Here is a 16,463-nt window from a genome sequence, read left to right as displayed (position 1 = left end):
CAGCCGGACGGCCTGCTGGGCCGGCCGAACGCGGACAACTTCTGGCAGACCCGAAGGGTATGCGGCGCTTTGATACGGATAGATTCAGTCACCAAGCGGTACCCGGACGGCACGGTGGCGGTCGACCGCCTCTCCCTGGAGATTCCCGACCGTTCGATCACCGTCCTCGTCGGTCCCTCGGGCTGCGGCAAGACGACGACCCTGCGCATGATCAACCGGATGGTCGAGCCCAGCGAGGGGACCATCCTGATCGACGGCAAGGACAGCCGGCAGCAGCACGTCAACACGCTGCGCCGGTCCATGGGGTACGTCATCCAGAACGCCGGTCTCTTCCAGCACCGCACGATCGTCGACAACATCGCCACCGTGCCCCGGATGCTGGGCTGGGGCAAGGAGAAGGCACGGGCGCGGGCCCGCGAGCTGATGGAGCGGGTCGGCCTCGACGGCTCGCTCGCCAAGCGGTATCCCTACCAGCTGTCCGGCGGACAGCAGCAGCGCGTCGGGGTGGCGCGGGCGCTCGCCGCCGATCCTCCGGTCCTGCTGATGGACGAGCCGTTCTCGGCTGTCGACCCCGTCGTCCGCAAGGGGCTCCAGGACGAACTCCTGCGCATCCAGGACGAGTTGGGCAAGACCATCGTCTTCGTCACCCATGACATCGACGAGGCAGTCAAGATCGGCACGATGGTCGCCGTGATGCGCACCGGCGGCAAGCTCGCCCAGTACGCGCCGCCCGCCGAACTGCTCTCCAGCCCCGCCGACGCGTTCGTCGAGGACTTCCTCGGCACCGACCGCGGCATCCGGCGGCTCTCCTTCTTCCCCTCCTCCGGACTCCGGTTGCTCACCGGACCGGTCGTCGCCGTCGACGCCACCGCGGAGCAGATCGCCGCCCGCGACACGGCCGAGGCCTCCTACCTCCTCGTCACCGACGTGGACGGAAGGCCCCTCGGCTGGATCGAGCCGGGGAACCTGACCGCGGGCAGTGTCGACGCGACGCGACTGGTCTCGTACGGGCGGCCCTTCGTGGCCGGCACCGACTCGCTGCGGGCCGCGCTGGACTGTGCCGTGCTCTCGCCCACCGGGTGGGCCGTCGGCGTCGACGCCGAGGGGCGGGTGGCCGGAGTGGTCTCCCAGCAGGCCATCGGCGAGGCGATCCGCGGAGCGCACGCGGAGGGCCGTACGGACGCCAAGGCCGCCCGGTGAACGGCTTCTTCGACATCCCGAGCGACCTCCAGCACAGCTGGCTCGGGCTGATCGGCCTGCACCTCAGGGAAGCCCTGCTACCGGTCCTCGCCGGGCTGCTGGTCGCCCTGCCGCTGTCCCAGCTGTGCGTGCGTTTCCGGTTTCTGTACCCGCCCGTGCTGTGGGTGACGACCGTGCTGTACGCGATCCCGTCGCTGGCCTTCTTCGTGGTCCTGATCGACTACACCGGCCAGACCGAACTCACCGTGATGATCCCGCTCACCGTCTACAGCCTCGTCATCCTGGTCCCGGCGATCGTCGACGGCGTCCGTTCGGTGCCGCAGGAGACCCTCGCGGCGGCGACGGCGATGGGCTTCGGGCCCGTACGGCGATACGTGCAGGTCCAGTTGCCGATCGCCGTGCCCGCCATCATCGCGGGGCTGCGGGTGGCGACCGTGTCGAGCATCTCCCTCGTCAGCGTCGGCGCCCTCATCGGCAACCAGGGCGCGCTCGGCAACCTCATCAACGACGCCAACATCTACAACCGGCCCGAACTCGCCGTGAACGCCGTGCTGACCATGGCGGTCCTCGCGATCCTCGCCGACGGGCTGCTGGTCGTCGTACGCCTGCTCCTGACGCCGTGGATGCCGAGCGGCGCGCGTGCGCGGCGCTCGGAGCGGCCCGAACCGGAGGTCGCCGCCCGGTGAACGTCCTCAACTTCATCAACGCCTTCTTCAGCGACAGCGCGCACTGGCAGGGCTACGACGGGATTCCCACCCGGCTCGGCGAGCACGTCCAGTACACCCTGGAGGCCCTCGCCATCGCCGCGGCGATCGGGCTGCCGGTGGGACTCGTCACCGGGCACTACGGGCGGGGTGGCAACGCGCTGGCCTTCATCGCCGTCGCCGGGCGGGCCGTACCGACCTTCGGTCTGCTGGTCCTGATGACCCTGTCGCTCGGCTTCGGACTGATCAACGTGATGATCCCGCTGGTCGTGCTCGCCGTGCCGCCGATCCTGGTCACCACCTACGAGGCGATGCGGTCGGTGGATCCCGCCCCGGTGGACGCGGCCCGGGGGATGGGCATGCACCAGATCGAGGTGCTCTTCCGGGTCGAACTCCCGGTCGCCCTCCCGCTCATCCTCGGCGGACTGCGCTCGGCGGCCATCCAGATCGTGTCGACGGCCACCATCGCCGCGTACGTCTCCCTCGGCGGCCTCGGCCGCTACATCGTCGACGGCCTCTACCAGCGCAACTACGAGAAGGTCGTGGGCGGCGCCACGCTGGTCGCCCTGATGGCGCTGGCGACGCTGGCGCTGTTCTGGGGGATCACCCGGCTCACGGTCTCCCGCGGGGTGCTCAGGAGCAACTAGGACTTACCCGCCCGACGTGTATCCGTTCGTGTCCTGTGGGACCTCGTGATCGTTGCAGTGACCGGAGCCGAGAAGTGACGGCGTTCGGTCGGGGGCGCAGCGATGTGGAGGGTGCGGTGGTGAGCTCGCTCGACCCGGTGCTGCGGGTGCGAGGGGTGCGGAAGGGCTACCGGCGGCGTCCTGTCCTGCGCGGGGTGTCGCTCGACCTTCTTGCCGGTCAACTGGTGGGCATCGTCGGTGAGAACGGCGCCGGCAAGAGCACACTGCTACGCATCCTGGCCGGAGATCTCGTCGCGGACAGCGGGGTGGTGGAGCGGGCGGGCCGGCTGGGCAGCTGCCCGCAGGACACCGTGCTCCACCAGGCGTTTACCGTCGAGCAGCACTTGCACTTCTTCCGGACCGCCTACGGCATCAGCAGCCTGACCAGGGCCTTCGAGCTGTTGGAGCGGTTGAACTTCAGCGACTACCGGCACGATCGGGTGGCGGCGCTCAGCGGCGGCACGCGCCAGAAGCTCAATCTGGTTCTCGCCCTGATGCACGACCCCCAGGTGCTGCTTCTGGACGAGCCGTATCAGGGCTTCGACTGGGACACCTACCTGCGGTTCTGGGATGTGGCAGCCGACCTGCGGGACCGGGGCTGCGCGGTACTGGTGGTCTCCCACCTCGCGCATGACGCCTCCCGCCTGGACACCCTGTACCGCCTTGAGGCCGGCGTACTGCGGGAGACGGAACAGACCGGAGCAGGGATGGCGGCGGTATGACGCGGTGGTGGTCCTGCTTCCGTACGGCCGTGCGGTTCGCGCTGATCGAGCAGGCGCGCAACCGGCTGGCGCTGCTCATCGTGGTCCTGTTCGTGCCGTTGTGGACCACGCTGGCGTTCACGGTGGTGGCGTCCGCCCCCTTGCGGTTCCGGATCCGTCCGGTCGGCCGCACGGTGGTCATGGACGGCAACATCCTGCTCCAGATCAACGGTGCGCTGCAGGCCCTGTCGCTGGTCATCGCGTTCATGATGTTCGTCGCCACGGTGCGTTCCGCGCCGTTCGACCAGCGTTTGGTGCGGGCCGGCCTTCCCCGGTCGTGTCTCGCGCTCGCCAAGTGCAGTGCGCTCCTTCTGGCCGCGGCCGTGGTCGCCGCCTACACCACCGCGTGGATGCACTTGTTCTGGCGGCCCGAGCAGCCCCTGGTGCTCGCCGCGGGCATGTTCACCGGCGCCGTGGTCTACGGCGGAATCGGGATGGTGCTGGCGGCCGTGGTGCGCAGCGAGCTGGCCGGCATGTTCCTCGCCATCATGATCAGTTCCATTGATCTGGTGCTGCAGAACCCGCTGATCAACCCGGAAGCGGACAGTCTCGTGGTGCGTCTGCTGCCGGCCTACGCGGCGGTGCAGACCTCGGTGGCGGCTGCCGGTCTGCGGGTGGTGCCGGCCGGGTGCCTCCTGCTGGGGGGAGGCTGGGCGGTCGGCATGGCCGCGCTGGGCATCGCCGCCTTCGCCGCCCGGACCCGCACCCGCGTCCCGCGTACGGGGGACGAGGCACCGTCGGCGGGCGTCGAGCAGGCTGCGCCGGTGTCGTGACCGGCCCGGTGTGCGTGTCGTTCGGACGATGAACGCCGTGTACGGCGACAGCGTGACCACGTGAGGGACGGGAGAGCGCGGCGGTGCAGGAGGCGGTGCCTCGAACGGAAGCGCGCTGGGCGTGGCTGCTCAGCGACGGCGGCGAGCCCCGGAACTGGATGCTGCTCCTGGCCCCCCTGCTGGGCCGGCACACGGACGGCTGGGCCGGCCTCGGCTGGGGCGTGGTCGCGGCGGTGTTCACCGCGGTGCTGCCCACGGTGATCCTGCGGTTCGGCGAGCACCGCCGGTACTGGGGAGACCGCCATGTGCGCCGTCGGCAGGACCGCATCGTGGCGGCCCCGGCAGTGATGGCCTCGGTCGTCACCGGCACCGTACTGCTGTATGAGCTGGATGCTCCCGTCGAGGTGACGGCGCTGGTGACGGCGATGCTCGCCGTTCTCCTCGCCCTCCTGGCGATCACCTTCTTCTGGAAGGTGTCGGTGCACTCCGCCGTCGCCTCCGGTGCCCTGACCATCCTCGCGACGGTCTTCGGTCCCTGGTCGCTCGTGCTGGCTCCCGTGGTGGTGTTGATCGGCTGCTCCCGCCTCCGGCTGCGCTGCCACACCGCCGGCCAGGTCGGCGTCGGGTTCCTCATCGGCGCGGCCGTCAGCTCCCCCGTCTTCGACCTCGTGAGGTGATGGGCATGAACCCGTTCCCGGCTCCCGGCCCCGCCGATCTCGTCCTGGTCAGGGCTGAACAGCTTGCGGAGCATCCGGACGCCCACGCGAGGATCGGGGCAGTACTGCACCTGACCGGCGCCGTGCCCGATCTCGCCGGCCTGCGCGAGCACGTCACCGTCCATCTGGACGAGCTGCCCTGTCTGACGCATGTCCTGACCGGCGACGGACCGACCGCACAGTGGATGCGGGCCGACCTGGACATGACCTGGCACCTCCGCGCCCAGCATGTCGACGGCGAACCGCAGGCTCTCGAGGCAGCGGTGCGTCTCGCGCTGAAAGAGCCGTGGCCGGAGAAAGTGCCGGCCTGGCGCATGTTCCTTCTGCACGGTCACGTGCCCGACGGGTCCGCTCTGCTCTATCTCACGCACCACGCCGTTCAGGACGGCGCCAACATCGGCACGGTGCTGGACACGCTGTTCGGCCCGCGTCCGCTGCCCCGATTCCCCGCGCCCGCCCGGGCCGGCCTGCGCCGAACCGCCCGCAGTGCCGTGAGCCTGCTGCGGCACGCGCGCCGGGACCGCCTGTGGCAATCCGCCGCGCATCCGCTGTCGAGCCGCCGCCACCTGCTGTGGGCCCAGGCACCCTCCGCCGGTCTGCGCGCCGCGGCCCGCATCGGCGGGACCAGCGTCAACGACGTCTACCTCACCACTGTGGTCCACGCGATCACCCAGTGGGCCGAGGACGCCTGGCCCCACGCCACCGGCACGGCGATCCCCGTGATGGTCCCCGTCAACGTGCGCACGCCCGACGAGGTCGCGGCCCCCGGCAACCGGCTGTTCCTGACCCGGCTCGATCTGCCCGGCGGGACCATGCCGGTGGACCGGCGCCTGGCACGCACGGCGGCCGTCACCTCCGTACTCAAGTCCGCCGGACACAAGGCGGTGCTGAGAGCGGCCCTCACCCGGCTTCCCCGGCGGCTGCTCCAGCTCCTCGTGGACGCGAGCACGGTCCCTGGCCGGCTCACCATCTGCGCCTCCTACCTCGTGGTATGCCATCGCCTGTCCTACGGCGAGGCTGCCGTGCACCGCATCGACCCCATCATGTGCTGCCCGCCCGGCGTCCCCCTGGCCGTCGCGGCGACGACGTACGAAGACACCACCAGCGTCTCCTTCCGCATCGACACGGCCCTTCCCGGCGCCGACAGCATTCCCGAACGCTGGCGCGAGGCCGTCGCGGAGCTGACGCGCTCGGCCCCGCCACCAAGCACCTTGTAGGTGCGGCCGGTCACCTGGTGCGGTTGACGCTCCACAGCGGCAGCTGCTCGAAGAAGGTGACCGCCTCCTCCCGCCACCGGGACCGCCAGTCGGCGGCCACCGTGGACGCCTGCTGCGCATGGCGGTGCATGTCGGTTCTCAGTCGGTCCGCCACCCCGCGGCGTTCGCCGATCTCCCTGACGGCCGCGACGGTCTCCGGCGTGCAGGACGCATCGCCGAACGCGGCTTCCACCACGCGACGCTCCGGGCCGTCAACGGCTGCGAGCAGGGCGTGGAGAGCGTAACTGTGCTTGCCGTCACGGATGTCGGCGCCGGTCGGCTTGCCCAGAACGGCAGGGTCTCCGAACAGATCCAGGTAGTCGTCGCGCATCGTTTCGCTGATGCCGACCAGCCGGGCGTAATCACGCAGCTCCTTCTCGAAGAGGGAGGGCTGTTCGCCTGCGGCCAGCAGTCCCAGCTGCATGGGTGCGAGAAGCGAGTAGCGTGCGGTCTTGTAGTCGGACACGCAGTGCAGGATCTCTTCGTCCGGGGCGGCCATGAAGTCCCGCTCGACGTCGATGATCTGCCCCATGAACGTGTCCGCCGCAGCCCGGGTCTGGACCTCGACCATGGCCTGTCGCACCCCCACGGGCGCCTTCGTCTCCAACAGCACCTGCAGCGACAGGGCGAGGGCGAGGTCCCCCGCGAGCACGGTCAGACCGATCGCCGTGTGCGGATGATCAGGGAACCTCTCCCGGTAGACGTAGTAGGTGGACGGGCCTCCCCGGCGGACAGGACCGTCATCGATCACGTCGTCATGCACCAGGCCGGAAGTGTGGAGCAACTCGATGCTCAGCGCCGCCGCGTCCAGACCTTCGACCGGTTCGGCGGTCACCAGGCGAGCTGCCTCGTTCACTGCCACGGCCCTGAACCGTTTTCCGCCACGCAAGGAGAAATCCCGCAGCAGATCAATGCACTCCGGGGTGAAACGGCTGAACGGCGGCGCGTCCAGCCGGTCGCTCAACGTGTCGAAGTACTCCTCGAAGCGCGTGTTGAACCAGCGCTCATATCCGGCGACACGATCGAGAACCTGCTCGGTCATCACGAGTTCTTCCTGCTCGGGGGTCGGGTGACACTGCTGTGGTCGCGGCACGGGTCAGGAGGTGTACCGGGTGGCCCTGACCGCCAGGCGACGCAGAGCACGATCCGCGGACTGCGGGAACCCGGCCCCGTCGAGAACGCGCAGGACGTGTTCGTAGCGGGAAGCGATCATCTCTTCGGTCTCCTGTCGTGCCCCCGTCGCGAGCAGGATGGCCCGGATCTCCGCCGCTTCCCGCTCCTGAAGGCCGGCCCGGCCCACCAGCCGGCCGAGCCGCTTCCGCTGGACCGGGTCGGCGTTCCGCAGGGCCAGGGCCAGCAGCACGGTCCGCTTGCCCTCCCGCAGGTCGCTCAGGCCGGGAGCGCATGCGCCGTCCGGGCTGCCGAACACGTCCAGCAGGTCGTCCCGCAGCTGGAACGCCTCCCCCAGCGGCCGGCCCAGCCGGGTGAACACCTCCATCGTGGCCTCGTCGGCCCCGGCGACGGCAGCCCCCAGTTGCAGGGGTCGTTCGATCGTCGCGGTGGCGGTCTTGTAGTGGACGATCCGCAAGGCCGCCTCGACGTCATCGGCGTCACGGCCGGTACCCATGACGTCCAGGTACTGCCCGTACATCACCTCTTCCAGCATCGCGTCGTACAGCCCATGGACCAGCCGCCGCCGGCCGGAGTCCATCGGGGTGGTGTGCAGCAGTTCCTGAGCCCACATCAGAGCCAGGTTGCCCACCAGCAGCGCGCCGCCCGCACCCAGCCGCTCGGTCCGCTCGCCGGCTCCCAGCCGGGCACGCATCACGCGGTGCACAGCGGGCCGGCCGCGGCGGCTGGCCGAGTCGTCCATGATGTCGTCGTGGATGAGCGCGAAGGCCACGAACAACTCCAACGACGCCGCCACCCGCACCGCCGGTGCCACGTCACCACGGCCACCGGCGGCGTGCCAGCCCACGACGCACAAAAGCGCCCGGATCCGCTTCCCGCCGGCTGCCAGGAAGTCCCGTACGGTCTGCACCACCTCCGGCGGAAGCCCCCGGCCGGCCCCCGCACGAGCCTTCTCGGCCAGGAAGTCCTCGAGCACGCCGTCTACTTGGCGCTGCACCGCAGGCAGATCGAGCCGCGTCACCGATGTGGTCTGCATGATCCGTCCAACGACCCACACCGCTGAACAGCACGCGCGGCATTGTCGGCCTGCACGCCCGTGTCGTGGGCGAGCGTCAGGCCTCCGTGCGCGCCAGCGCCTGTTCCAGTACGACCAGCAGCGCGTCCCGTACCGAACCGCGCTCCCGCGCGTCGAACACGATCACCGGGACACGGTCGTTGACGTCGAGGGCCCAGCGGACCTCGTCCAGGGTGTGTTCGACCCTGCCGTCGAAGGCGTTGACGGCGACCGCGAACGGGATCTGCTTGTGCTCGAAGTAGTCGACCGCGGCGTAGCAGTCGTCCAGGCGGCGGGTGTCGACGATGACCAGGCCGCCGAGCGCGCCCTCGACGAGGTCGTCCCACATGAAGCCGAAGCGTTCCTGGCCCGGCGTGCCGAACAGGTACAGCTTCAGGGTCGGGTCGACGGTGATGCAGCCGAAGTCCATCGCGACCGTCGTCGTGGTCTTGCGCGGGGTGTGGCTGAGGTCGTCCACGCCCGCGGCGACCTCGGTGATGGCGGCCTCGGTGGTCAGCGGCTCGATCTCGGAGATCGAGCCGACCGCGGTGGTCTTGCCCACCCCGAAGCCGCCCGCGATCACCATCTTGACCGGCAGCGGCGGTCGTACGGCGGCGGCGGACGCGGCCGAGGGCCGGGTGGCCGGATCAGTCGGTGTCACGGAGTACCCCTCGGGAGTCGGGGATGGCGCGCAGGCCGTCGATGAGCCTGCGCAGGACGGAGGCGTCGTGGGTGACGTCGGTGTCGGGCACGTGCACCGTCAGCTGACCGGCCGTACGTAGGTCCTCGGCGAGGATCCGCACCACGTTCAGGTGCAGCCGCAGCCGGGCCGCGATCTCCGCGATGGACTGCGGGATCCGGCACGCGGCGACGATGTCGTGCTCTTCGAAGGCAAGCCGGTCGAGCACGGCGAGTCCCTCGGCGGTGGCCACCACCTGGGTCTCGACGGGCATCGTCCGGCCGGACGGATCGGGTGCCACCCGGCCGGCGGTGACGAGGAACGGCCGTACGGCGGGCACGGGACCGCCCGGCTCCGGACTCGGAGGCGTGCTGCCGTCCGCCATGACTGCGCTTCCTCCTCGGTCAGCGCTTCGACGCGGTGCCGACGCTGTTCTTCAGTTCGAGCACGAGCTGGGGGCTGAGCGCGCTGCCGGCCCGGTTCGCGAACAGCGTCATCTCGTACGCGATGTTGCCGAGCTTGGCCTCCTTGTCGGTGACGACGCCGAGCACGGCGCCGCTGCCGATCGCGGAGACCAGGACATGGCCGCCCTCCAGGTCGATGATGACCTTGTTGAGGCCACCGAGGCCGTAGTTGCCGGAGGCTCCGGCGGCCAGGCTCGTGATACCGGAGACGATCGCGGCGAGCCGCTCGGAGTCCGCGTGCTCACGCAGCTCCGACACGGCGATGAGCAGCCCGTCCGAGGAGACGGCGATGGCGTCGACGACGCCCGCGGTCTCCGTCGCGAAACGGTTCAGCAGCCAGGTGAAGTCGGCTGCGGCGGCCTGCAGGTCGGCGGGCGTGGTGCCTTCCGTAGGCGTGTCACCTGTGGACGTGCTCACTGCTCCGCTCCTTCCGGGGAGTGGTTCTGTTCGTGCGGGGGGTTGGATGCGGTCTGACGGGTTTCCACGTCGTCCCTGGGTACGGGTCTGGGGTGGCTGCCGGTCTCACTGTCCCGGTGGGCGCGCTCCACGGCCGCCTCGAACTCGTCGAGCGCGTCGCGTACGGCCTCCGCGTCGGCGGGCCGGACGGGCGCCGTCTTCTGTACGGCCTCGGCACCGACGGTGGTACGCAGCGTGGCACCACGGACCCGGCGGCGAAGGGGGCGGGCGCCGTCGCCGCCGTCGCCGTCGCCGTTCGCGGGCACCTCACCGGTGCGGGCCTGCGGGATGAACGGGGCTGCGGGGGAGGGAAGTTGAGCTGACGCGGCCGTGTCGCGGTGCGGAACCCGGCGGGGGAGAGGCGCGTGATCGCCGTCGGCGGAGGCGGCCACCGTGACGCCGGGCTCGGGGGCCGCCGTGCCCCGGGTCGTCGGGCCCGCGGCCGGCTCCTGGCCCGACTCGGGCCGTACGGCCGTAGGAGCTGCCGTCCGGACCGGATCCGGGACCGGTGCCGTCTGCGAGCCGGTGTCCGAGGCCCAGGCCGGTGCCGGGCGCGTACCCGTGGCCGTGCCCGGACCGACGCCCGCCACCGAGGCGGTACGGGACTTTGCCGCCGTACTCGACACGGGGCTCATCGTCAGCAGGAGGGAGGTGGGGATGGTCACCTCGGCCGTCACGCCGCCTCCCGGTGTGCGGGACAGGACCACGCTGACGTCCCAGCGGCGGGCCAGTGTGCCCACCACGAACAGGCCGAGGACCTTCGTGGGGACGAGGTCGAGGCGCTCGCGGCGGATGAGGCGGGCGTTCTCCTCCTCCAGGCGCTCGGCGCTCATGCCGAGACCGTGGTCGGAGATCACGACCAGTGCGCCCTCGTGGCTGTCCTTGACGATCACCTCGACGGGACTGCCGACGGGCGAGAAGGACACGGCGTTCTCGACGAGTTCGGCCACCATCAGGGTGAGGTCGCCGATGATGTCGGGCTCGACCATGGCTTCCGTGCCGGCCTGCAGGGAGACCCGCCGGAAGCCCTCGATCTGGCCGAGTGCGGCGCGCACCACGTTGGTGAGGGCGAGCGGTCCGGAGTCCAGGACCGTCTCGCGGATGCCGGCGAGCAGCATCAGGCTGTCGGCGTTGCGGCGCAGGCGGACCGCGATGTGGTCGATGCTGTAGAGGCGTTCCAGGAGCGCCGGGTCGGTCTCGCCGCGCTCGACCGCGTCGATCAGGGCGAGTTGCCGGGTGGTGAGGTTGCTGACCCGGCGGCCCACGTTGCCGAACATCTCGGCGACGTTGCGGCGGCTGAGCACCTGGCGTTCGAGGAGCGCGACCGCGGTGGTCTGCACCTGGTTGAACACGTCGGCGAGATCGCCGATCTCGTCCTTCGCGGTGACCGGCACCTCCTGGAGCCGCGGTGTTCCGGTGTCCTCGGTGTCGTCGTCGGCCACGCGGGCGAGCTCGCGGCCCGCCACCTCGGCGACCTGCCTCGCGGCACCGGTGAGCGCCTGCACCGGGCGCACCACCGAGCGTCGTACGGCGACCGAGAAGGCGAGCCAGAGCACGAAGCCCAGCAGGGCCGATCCGAGCAGCCAGGCGGCGTTGGAGCGCGCGTCGCGGGAGGCGGCGTCGGCGCGGTCGGCGATCTGGCCGATGAGGGAAGTGGTGGTGTTCAGCCGGGTGCGGGCCTGGGCGCGGTAGTCCGGGTAGGAGTCGAGCGCCGTCTGGAAGGCGTCCTTGATCTCGGACGGGGTCCCCGCCTGGAGCGAGCCGGGGTCGATCTGGAGCTCGGCGTACTGCCGGGCGATCGCCGCCTGGTGCGTGTTGTGCTCGATGTCGCCGAGTTCCTCGGCCTGCTGGGCCGTGGCGAACCGGCCGAAGCGCTCGACCTGGTGGGTGTACTCGTCGTAGGAGCCGATCGCGCCGATCAGCTCGATAAGGGCGTTGGAGTCGCCCGTCGTCGCGGAGAAGACACCGGTCTCGAAGGAACCGTGCGCGGCGTCGGCGCGCAGCAGGGAGTCGAGCAGGTTGCCGGTGAAGGTGGCGGCGAGGGCCGGGTTGCGGTCGAGCCCGAGGCCGTCGATCAGGCCCTTGGCGGCGTCGCTGTAGGCCGGGTCGATGTTGTCGGCGGGCAGGTAGGCCTTCTCGATGGTGTTGCGCAGGTCCTCCAGGCCGTTGACCTCGCGAAGGGCTTGGGCCTCCTCCTGCGGCAGCCGGCCGCCGAAGACCTCGCGGACCTTCTCGACCTGGTTGTCCACCCGGATCTGCGCCTCGCGGTAGGCGGCCTGCGAGGGGGCGCGGCCGTCCCAGCTGGACTGGTGGCGCACGGAGAGCAGGACGGCCTGCTGGTGCTCGGCCTCCAACTGCCCGACGAGCTTGGCCACTTCGGCGCTGTCCCGCACGAGCTGGGCCGCGTCCGACGCGTCCCGGGACTGGCCGACCTGGTCGGCGAAGAGATAGGCCAGCAGTACGGCGACCACCGCGAGGGGCACGCCCACCAGGATGTTCAGCTTGCGCCGGAACGGCCAGCGCTCGGCGAAGTCCCGTAGTCCCCGGTCGCCGCGTGCGCCGTCCCGGTTCGGCGGCGGTGCCGACCGGGTGGACACGTCCACCTCGTTCGTGGACACCAGCCCTCCTTCGTGGGTGTCTCGGACCGCGCGCGAGAGCGCGCCTGACCGATTCTGATCGCTACGGGACGGTGCGTAGGGACACCTGAGTGGCTCCTGCACGCCTGTGTGACCGGCGCCAACTGCGGCGAGACTACAGCCTCTTCGGACAGCGCTTGTTGCCGCCCTGAGTCAAGAATCCGTTACAACCCGAGTCGTACCCCGCGTGCCGGTTTCGCGTTTCCTTCACAATCGATCACGGGCTGATGCCAATTGTGACCAGGTCGCTCTTGACTGCGGGAGAACAGGCTGGATTGGATCAGTGCAAGGGCTTCCCCTCCCGGACGCCCCGAACACCTTGCATCCCCCTGAGTTCCGGAACGGGAATCGTGACTTCTACCGCCGCACACCGCAGGTCCCTCAGGAAGAACCCCGGCGTGGCCGCCGTCGCGCTCGCCGCCGCCACGGTCCTGCTGGCGGGATGTGGGTCCTCCGACGACGGCTCCGACCCGCTGAACGAGGACACGGGAGGCGCCGCCTCCGGCGACACTGTGGTCGTCGGCTCGAACAACTTCGCCGAGAGCATCCTGCTCGCCGACATCTACGGTGAGGCTCTGAAGGCCAAGGGCGTCAAGGTCACCTACAAGCCCAACATCGGCAGCCGCGAGACCACCTACGGTCTGCTGAAGAACGGCTCGATCACCGTCCTGCCCGAGTACAACGGCTCGCTGCTGGCCTATCTCGACAAGGACGCCAAGCAGGAGTCCGCGCAGGCTGTGAACGCCGGGGTCAAGGCCAAGCTCGACTCCAAGCTGACGCTGCTGGAGTCGGCGCCCGCGGAGGACAAGGACTCGGTCTCGGTCAACGCGGAGACCGCGAAGAAGTACAACCTGACCGCCGAGTCCACCCTCGCCGACCTCAAGGACATCGCCCCGAAGCTGGTCATCGGCGGCTCGCCGGAGTTCCAGACCCGGCAGCAGGGTCTGCTCGGCCTGGAGTCGCAGTACGGCCTGAAGTTCGAGTCCTTCAAGGCCCTCGACGCGGGCGGTCCGCTGACCCAGGCGGCGCTCAAGAAGAACACCGTGCAGGCCGCGGACATCTTCACGACCGACCCGACCATCACCAAGGAGAAGTTCGTCGTCCTCCAGGACCCGAAGAACCTCTTCGGCTTCGCGAACGTGACCCCGCTGGTCTACAAGTCCGGTCTCTCCCAGGAGGGCGTGGCCGCCCTGAACGCGGTCTCGGCCAAGCTGGACACCAAGGCGCTGCTCGACATGGACTCCCAGGTCCAGCTGGACAACAAGGACCCGCTGGACGTGGCGAAGGCCTGGCTGAAGACGAACGGCCTCGGCTGATCCCGGCCGGCGACCGGCGCGGGGGGTCTCCGCTGTAGCGGGGTTCCCTCATAACGGAGACCCGCGCCGGTCCCGACGGGGTCGTGCCCGGCCTGGACGCGAGCGTCGTGCTCGGCCTGGTCGCGGGCGAGGCCATGCTCGGCCTCGGCGCGGGCGACGCTGGGGCTCGGCTTCGGCATCGGTGACGCTGGGGTTCGGTCCCCGCTCGGCCGGGGCCGGGCTCCCACCCCGCCCGGTTCGCGCGACGCGCGCACCGCCCGGGGCGGCGTCCTGCCTGGCCTCCGGCCGGCCCGGTTTCTGTCCCGCTGGGAAGCGGCTTGTACTTCGCCTGGGCTCGGCTCCCGCTTCGCCGAGGTCCGGTTATCGCTCCTCCGGGGCCCGGCTGCCACCTCGCCGGGGCCTGGGGCCCACCCCTCCGGGGCCCGGCTCCCACCCCGCCCGGTTCGCGCGACGCGCGCACTGCCCGGGGCGGCGTCCTGCCTGGCCTCCGGTCGGCCCGCAGGTCAGATTGCGAGTTCCGCTCGCACCCGGGCCGCCGCGCCCACCGTCACCGCGTCCTCGCCGAGCAGCGCGGGCAGCACTCGTACCGGATGCCCGCTGACCGGTGGTTCGGCGGTCAGGGTTCGCAGGATCCACGGTTCGAGGAGTGGCCAGGCGCGGCTGACGCCCCCGCCGATCACGACGGTGGTGACGTCCAGGAGCCCCGCCGTGACGAGGAGCGCGCGAGCGACCGCGGCACCCGCGTCCTCGTACACCGCGAGCGCGTCCGGGTCGCAGGACTCCGCCACTTCGCGCGCGCTCAGTTGCCGCCCGGTCCGGTTCCCGTACCGCGCCGCGATCGACCGCCCCGACGCCAGCGTCTCCAGATGGCCGCGCCCGCCACAGGTGCACGGCAGGTCGCCGAAGCCCGGCACGTGCCCGATCTCGCCCGCCGCACCGTGCGGCCCGTCGTACAGAGCCCCGTCCAGCCACAACGCCCCGCCGACCCCGGTCCCGAGGGTCATCCCGAGGACATGCGGTTCGCCCGCGACCGCGCCGACCGTCGCCTCGCCGCGCAGGAACGCGTTGACGTCGTTGTCCAGGAACGCCGGCACCCCGAGCGCCTCCTCGAACGCGGACGTCACCGCGAACCCGGCCCAGTCGCGGAAGGAGTCGCTGGCCACCAGGATCCGCCCCGCGTGCGCGTCCACCACACCCGCCGCCCCGACCCCGACACCCAGCAGCCGTGCCGGCGTACGGTCGAGCAGCAGGATCGGTGCCACGGTCACCGCCGGTGCCGAGGTCGACGACCGGCACGCCGGCCCGCTCACCCTGACCGGGGTGGTGCACGCGATCCGGCACGGTGACGCGCACGCGGTGACCGAGGCGGTGCTGCGGGTGGGGAGCGTGTACGTGATCCTGACGCGGCTGAGAAAGCCGTACCACCACGAACACGACTTCACCGACCTGGAGTTGGCGCCGCGCGAGGCGGACGTCGTGCTCGTCAAGATCGGGTATCTGGAACCCGAGTTGTTCGCGATGGCCGCCGACTGGAAGATGGCCCTCACTCCGGGCGGCGTCGACCAGGACCTGCCGCGTCTGGGACACCACCGCATCCGCCGCCCGATGTTCCCCTTCGACCGCGAGATGCCCGACCCGGACCTCGGGGCCCGGCTGATCCCCTCCTCCGACGAGGAGCTGACGGGGCCGGACGAGTGAGGCGCCGCTACTCGACGGCCGCGGCGATCAGCAGGTCCATGAGGGCGATCAGCACGTCCCGGGACGACTCGCGGCGCCGTGCGTCGCACAGCACCACCGGAACGTCCTCCGGGAGGGCGAGGGACTCCCTGATGTCCTCGGCCGGATAGGGGTGCCGGCCCTCGAAGCCGTTCACGGCGACGACGAAGGGGATGCGCCGGCGTTCGAAGAAGTCCACCGCGGCGAAGCTCGACTCCGGGCGGCGGACGTCGAGGAGGACGACCGCGCCCAGGGCACCGACGGCCAGGTCGTTCCACATGAACCAGAACCGCTGCTGGCCCGGCGTGCCGAAGAGGTAGAGCACGAGTTCGTCGCTGATGGTGATCCGGCCGAAGTCCATGGCCACGGTGGTGGCCCGCTTCTCCTCGATCCCGGCGAGGTCGTCGACGCCCAGGCCGGCGACGGTGAGGGGTTCCTCCGTGCGCAGCGGAGTGATCTCGCTGACCGACCCGACCATGGTGGTCTTGCCGACGCCGAAGCCCCCGGCGATGAGGATCTTGACGGTGTCGGGTGCCGCGGGAGTACCGGCTGCCCCGGTGGCGAGCGTGTCAGAGCCGGCCAAGGCCTTCCCTCACTTTCTGCAGCAGGTCCAGGTCCGGCGAGCGGGGCGAGACCGGGCGCGGCGGGCGCGCGGTGATCAGGCCCGCTTCCAGCAGATCGCACAGCATGATCACGACCACGCTGACCGGGAGGTCGAGCCGCGCGGCCAGCTCCGCCACGGCGACCGGGCGGGCGCACCGGCGCAGGATGCGGGTCTGCTCGGCCTGCGGCCGCGGGGCCCCTTCCGGCGGCGGATCGACCGCGGTCACCGTCGTGATGAGGGTGAAGTCGGCGCGGCTGGGCCGGGTCCGTCCGCCGGTCAGGGCGAACGGTCGCACCATCCGGCCGGACGCG

The 16,463-nt window shown here is 70.8% G+C and carries 18 protein-coding genes; 9 read left to right on the top strand and 9 right to left on the bottom strand.

Annotated features, from left to right (window positions below):
• Nucleotides 1–69: 69 nt before the first annotated feature.
• From ACZ39I_RS30010 to ACZ39I_RS29980, 7 genes are all read left to right on the top strand, one after another.
• On the top strand, nt 70–1,200 hold the full coding sequence (locus ACZ39I_RS30010; protein WP_467247868.1) for an ABC transporter ATP-binding protein: 1,131 nt from the start codon (nt 70–72) through the stop codon (nt 1,198–1,200).
• Nucleotides 1,197–1,886, top strand: a complete 690-nt coding sequence (locus ACZ39I_RS30005; RefSeq protein WP_467247866.1) for an ABC transporter permease — start codon at nt 1,197–1,199, stop codon at nt 1,884–1,886. The genes ACZ39I_RS30010 and ACZ39I_RS30005 overlap by 4 nt, the downstream gene beginning before the upstream one ends.
• Nucleotides 1,883–2,551: an ABC transporter permease gene (locus tag ACZ39I_RS30000; protein WP_352381960.1), complete on the top strand. Its 669-nt coding sequence runs from the start codon at nt 1,883–1,885 to the stop codon at nt 2,549–2,551. Before ACZ39I_RS30005 ends, ACZ39I_RS30000 begins: the two co-directional genes overlap by 4 nt.
• A gap of 119 nt (nt 2,552–2,670) precedes the next feature.
• Nucleotides 2,671–3,312, top strand: a complete 642-nt coding sequence (locus ACZ39I_RS29995) for an ABC transporter ATP-binding protein (RefSeq protein WP_467247864.1) — start codon at nt 2,671–2,673, stop codon at nt 3,310–3,312.
• A complete protein-coding gene (locus ACZ39I_RS29990; RefSeq protein ID WP_467247862.1) occupies nt 3,309–4,124 on the top strand; it encodes an ABC transporter permease in 816 nt (271 codons plus the stop codon). The genes ACZ39I_RS29995 and ACZ39I_RS29990 overlap by 4 nt, the downstream gene beginning before the upstream one ends.
• A gap of 95 nt (nt 4,125–4,219) precedes the next feature.
• On the top strand, nt 4,220–4,801 hold the full coding sequence (locus tag ACZ39I_RS29985; RefSeq protein ID WP_467247860.1) for a hypothetical protein: 582 nt from the start codon (nt 4,220–4,222) through the stop codon (nt 4,799–4,801).
• 5 nt (nt 4,802–4,806) lie between these two features.
• Nucleotides 4,807–6,057, top strand: a complete 1,251-nt coding sequence (locus ACZ39I_RS29980; RefSeq protein WP_467247858.1) for a hypothetical protein — start codon at nt 4,807–4,809, stop codon at nt 6,055–6,057.
• 10 nt (nt 6,058–6,067) lie between these two features.
• Here ACZ39I_RS29980 and ACZ39I_RS29975 read toward each other — a convergent pair whose 3' ends face one another.
• From ACZ39I_RS29975 to ACZ39I_RS29950, 6 genes are all read right to left on the bottom strand, one after another.
• Nucleotides 6,068–7,138: a polyprenyl synthetase family protein gene (locus ACZ39I_RS29975; RefSeq protein WP_467247856.1), complete on the bottom strand. Its 1,071-nt coding sequence runs from the start codon at nt 7,136–7,138 to the stop codon at nt 6,068–6,070.
• A 54-nt stretch (nt 7,139–7,192) separates the two neighbouring features.
• On the bottom strand, nt 7,193–8,263 hold the full coding sequence (locus ACZ39I_RS29970) for a polyprenyl synthetase family protein (protein WP_467247855.1): 1,071 nt from the start codon (nt 8,261–8,263) through the stop codon (nt 7,193–7,195).
• A gap of 76 nt (nt 8,264–8,339) precedes the next feature.
• Complete coding sequence (locus tag ACZ39I_RS29965; RefSeq protein WP_467247854.1) at nt 8,340–8,942, bottom strand: GTP-binding protein; 603 nt, start codon at nt 8,940–8,942, stop codon at nt 8,340–8,342.
• A complete protein-coding gene (locus tag ACZ39I_RS29960) occupies nt 8,929–9,345 on the bottom strand; it encodes a DUF742 domain-containing protein (RefSeq protein WP_059207068.1) in 417 nt (138 codons plus the stop codon). Before ACZ39I_RS29960 ends, ACZ39I_RS29965 begins: the two co-directional genes overlap by 14 nt.
• Before the next feature lie 19 nt (nt 9,346–9,364).
• Nucleotides 9,365–9,841, bottom strand: a complete 477-nt coding sequence (locus ACZ39I_RS29955) for a roadblock/LC7 domain-containing protein (RefSeq protein WP_031052307.1) — start codon at nt 9,839–9,841, stop codon at nt 9,365–9,367.
• Nucleotides 9,838–12,498 carry a sensor histidine kinase gene (locus ACZ39I_RS29950; RefSeq protein WP_467247851.1) on the bottom strand — a complete coding sequence of 887 codons (2,661 nt, stop codon included), beginning with the start codon at nt 12,496–12,498 and terminating at the stop codon, nt 9,838–9,840. The genes ACZ39I_RS29955 and ACZ39I_RS29950 overlap by 4 nt, the downstream gene beginning before the upstream one ends.
• A 368-nt stretch (nt 12,499–12,866) precedes the next feature.
• On the opposite strand from ACZ39I_RS29950, the gene ACZ39I_RS29945 reads away from it, so the two are divergent.
• Nucleotides 12,867–13,832, top strand: coding sequence for an ABC transporter substrate-binding protein (locus ACZ39I_RS29945; RefSeq protein WP_467247850.1), 966 nt, complete (start codon nt 12,867–12,869; stop codon nt 13,830–13,832).
• 503 nt (nt 13,833–14,335) lie between these two features.
• Here ACZ39I_RS29945 and ACZ39I_RS29940 read toward each other — a convergent pair.
• Entirely contained in the window at nt 14,336–15,229 is an 894-nt protein-coding gene (locus ACZ39I_RS29940) for an ROK family protein (protein ID WP_467248078.1), read from the bottom strand.
• Here ACZ39I_RS29940 and ACZ39I_RS29935 point away from each other — a divergent pair.
• Nucleotides 15,153–15,530: an MlrC C-terminal domain-containing protein gene (locus ACZ39I_RS29935; RefSeq protein ID WP_467247849.1), complete on the top strand. Its 378-nt coding sequence runs from the start codon at nt 15,153–15,155 to the stop codon at nt 15,528–15,530. The two genes, ACZ39I_RS29940 and ACZ39I_RS29935, sit on opposite strands and share 77 nt — an antisense overlap.
• A 7-nt stretch (nt 15,531–15,537) precedes the next feature.
• Here the strand turns inward: ACZ39I_RS29935 and ACZ39I_RS29930 are convergent, their stop codons facing one another.
• Both ACZ39I_RS29930 and ACZ39I_RS29925 read right to left on the bottom strand, forming a co-directional pair.
• On the bottom strand, nt 15,538–16,131 hold the full coding sequence (locus tag ACZ39I_RS29930; protein ID WP_467247848.1) for a GTP-binding protein: 594 nt from the start codon (nt 16,129–16,131) through the stop codon (nt 15,538–15,540).
• Nucleotides 16,118–16,450 (bottom strand): DUF742 domain-containing protein, encoded by a 333-nt coding sequence (locus ACZ39I_RS29925; protein WP_467248076.1) that lies wholly within the window; start codon nt 16,448–16,450, stop codon nt 16,118–16,120. Before ACZ39I_RS29925 ends, ACZ39I_RS29930 begins: the two co-directional genes overlap by 14 nt.
• Between the last annotated feature and the right edge of the window lie 13 nt (nt 16,451–16,463).

It is taken from the genome of Streptomyces sp. NPDC024687, assembly GCF_055559055.1.
The sequence above is the reverse complement of the archived record's forward strand: the minus strand, read 5'-3'. Positions and strand labels throughout refer to the sequence as shown.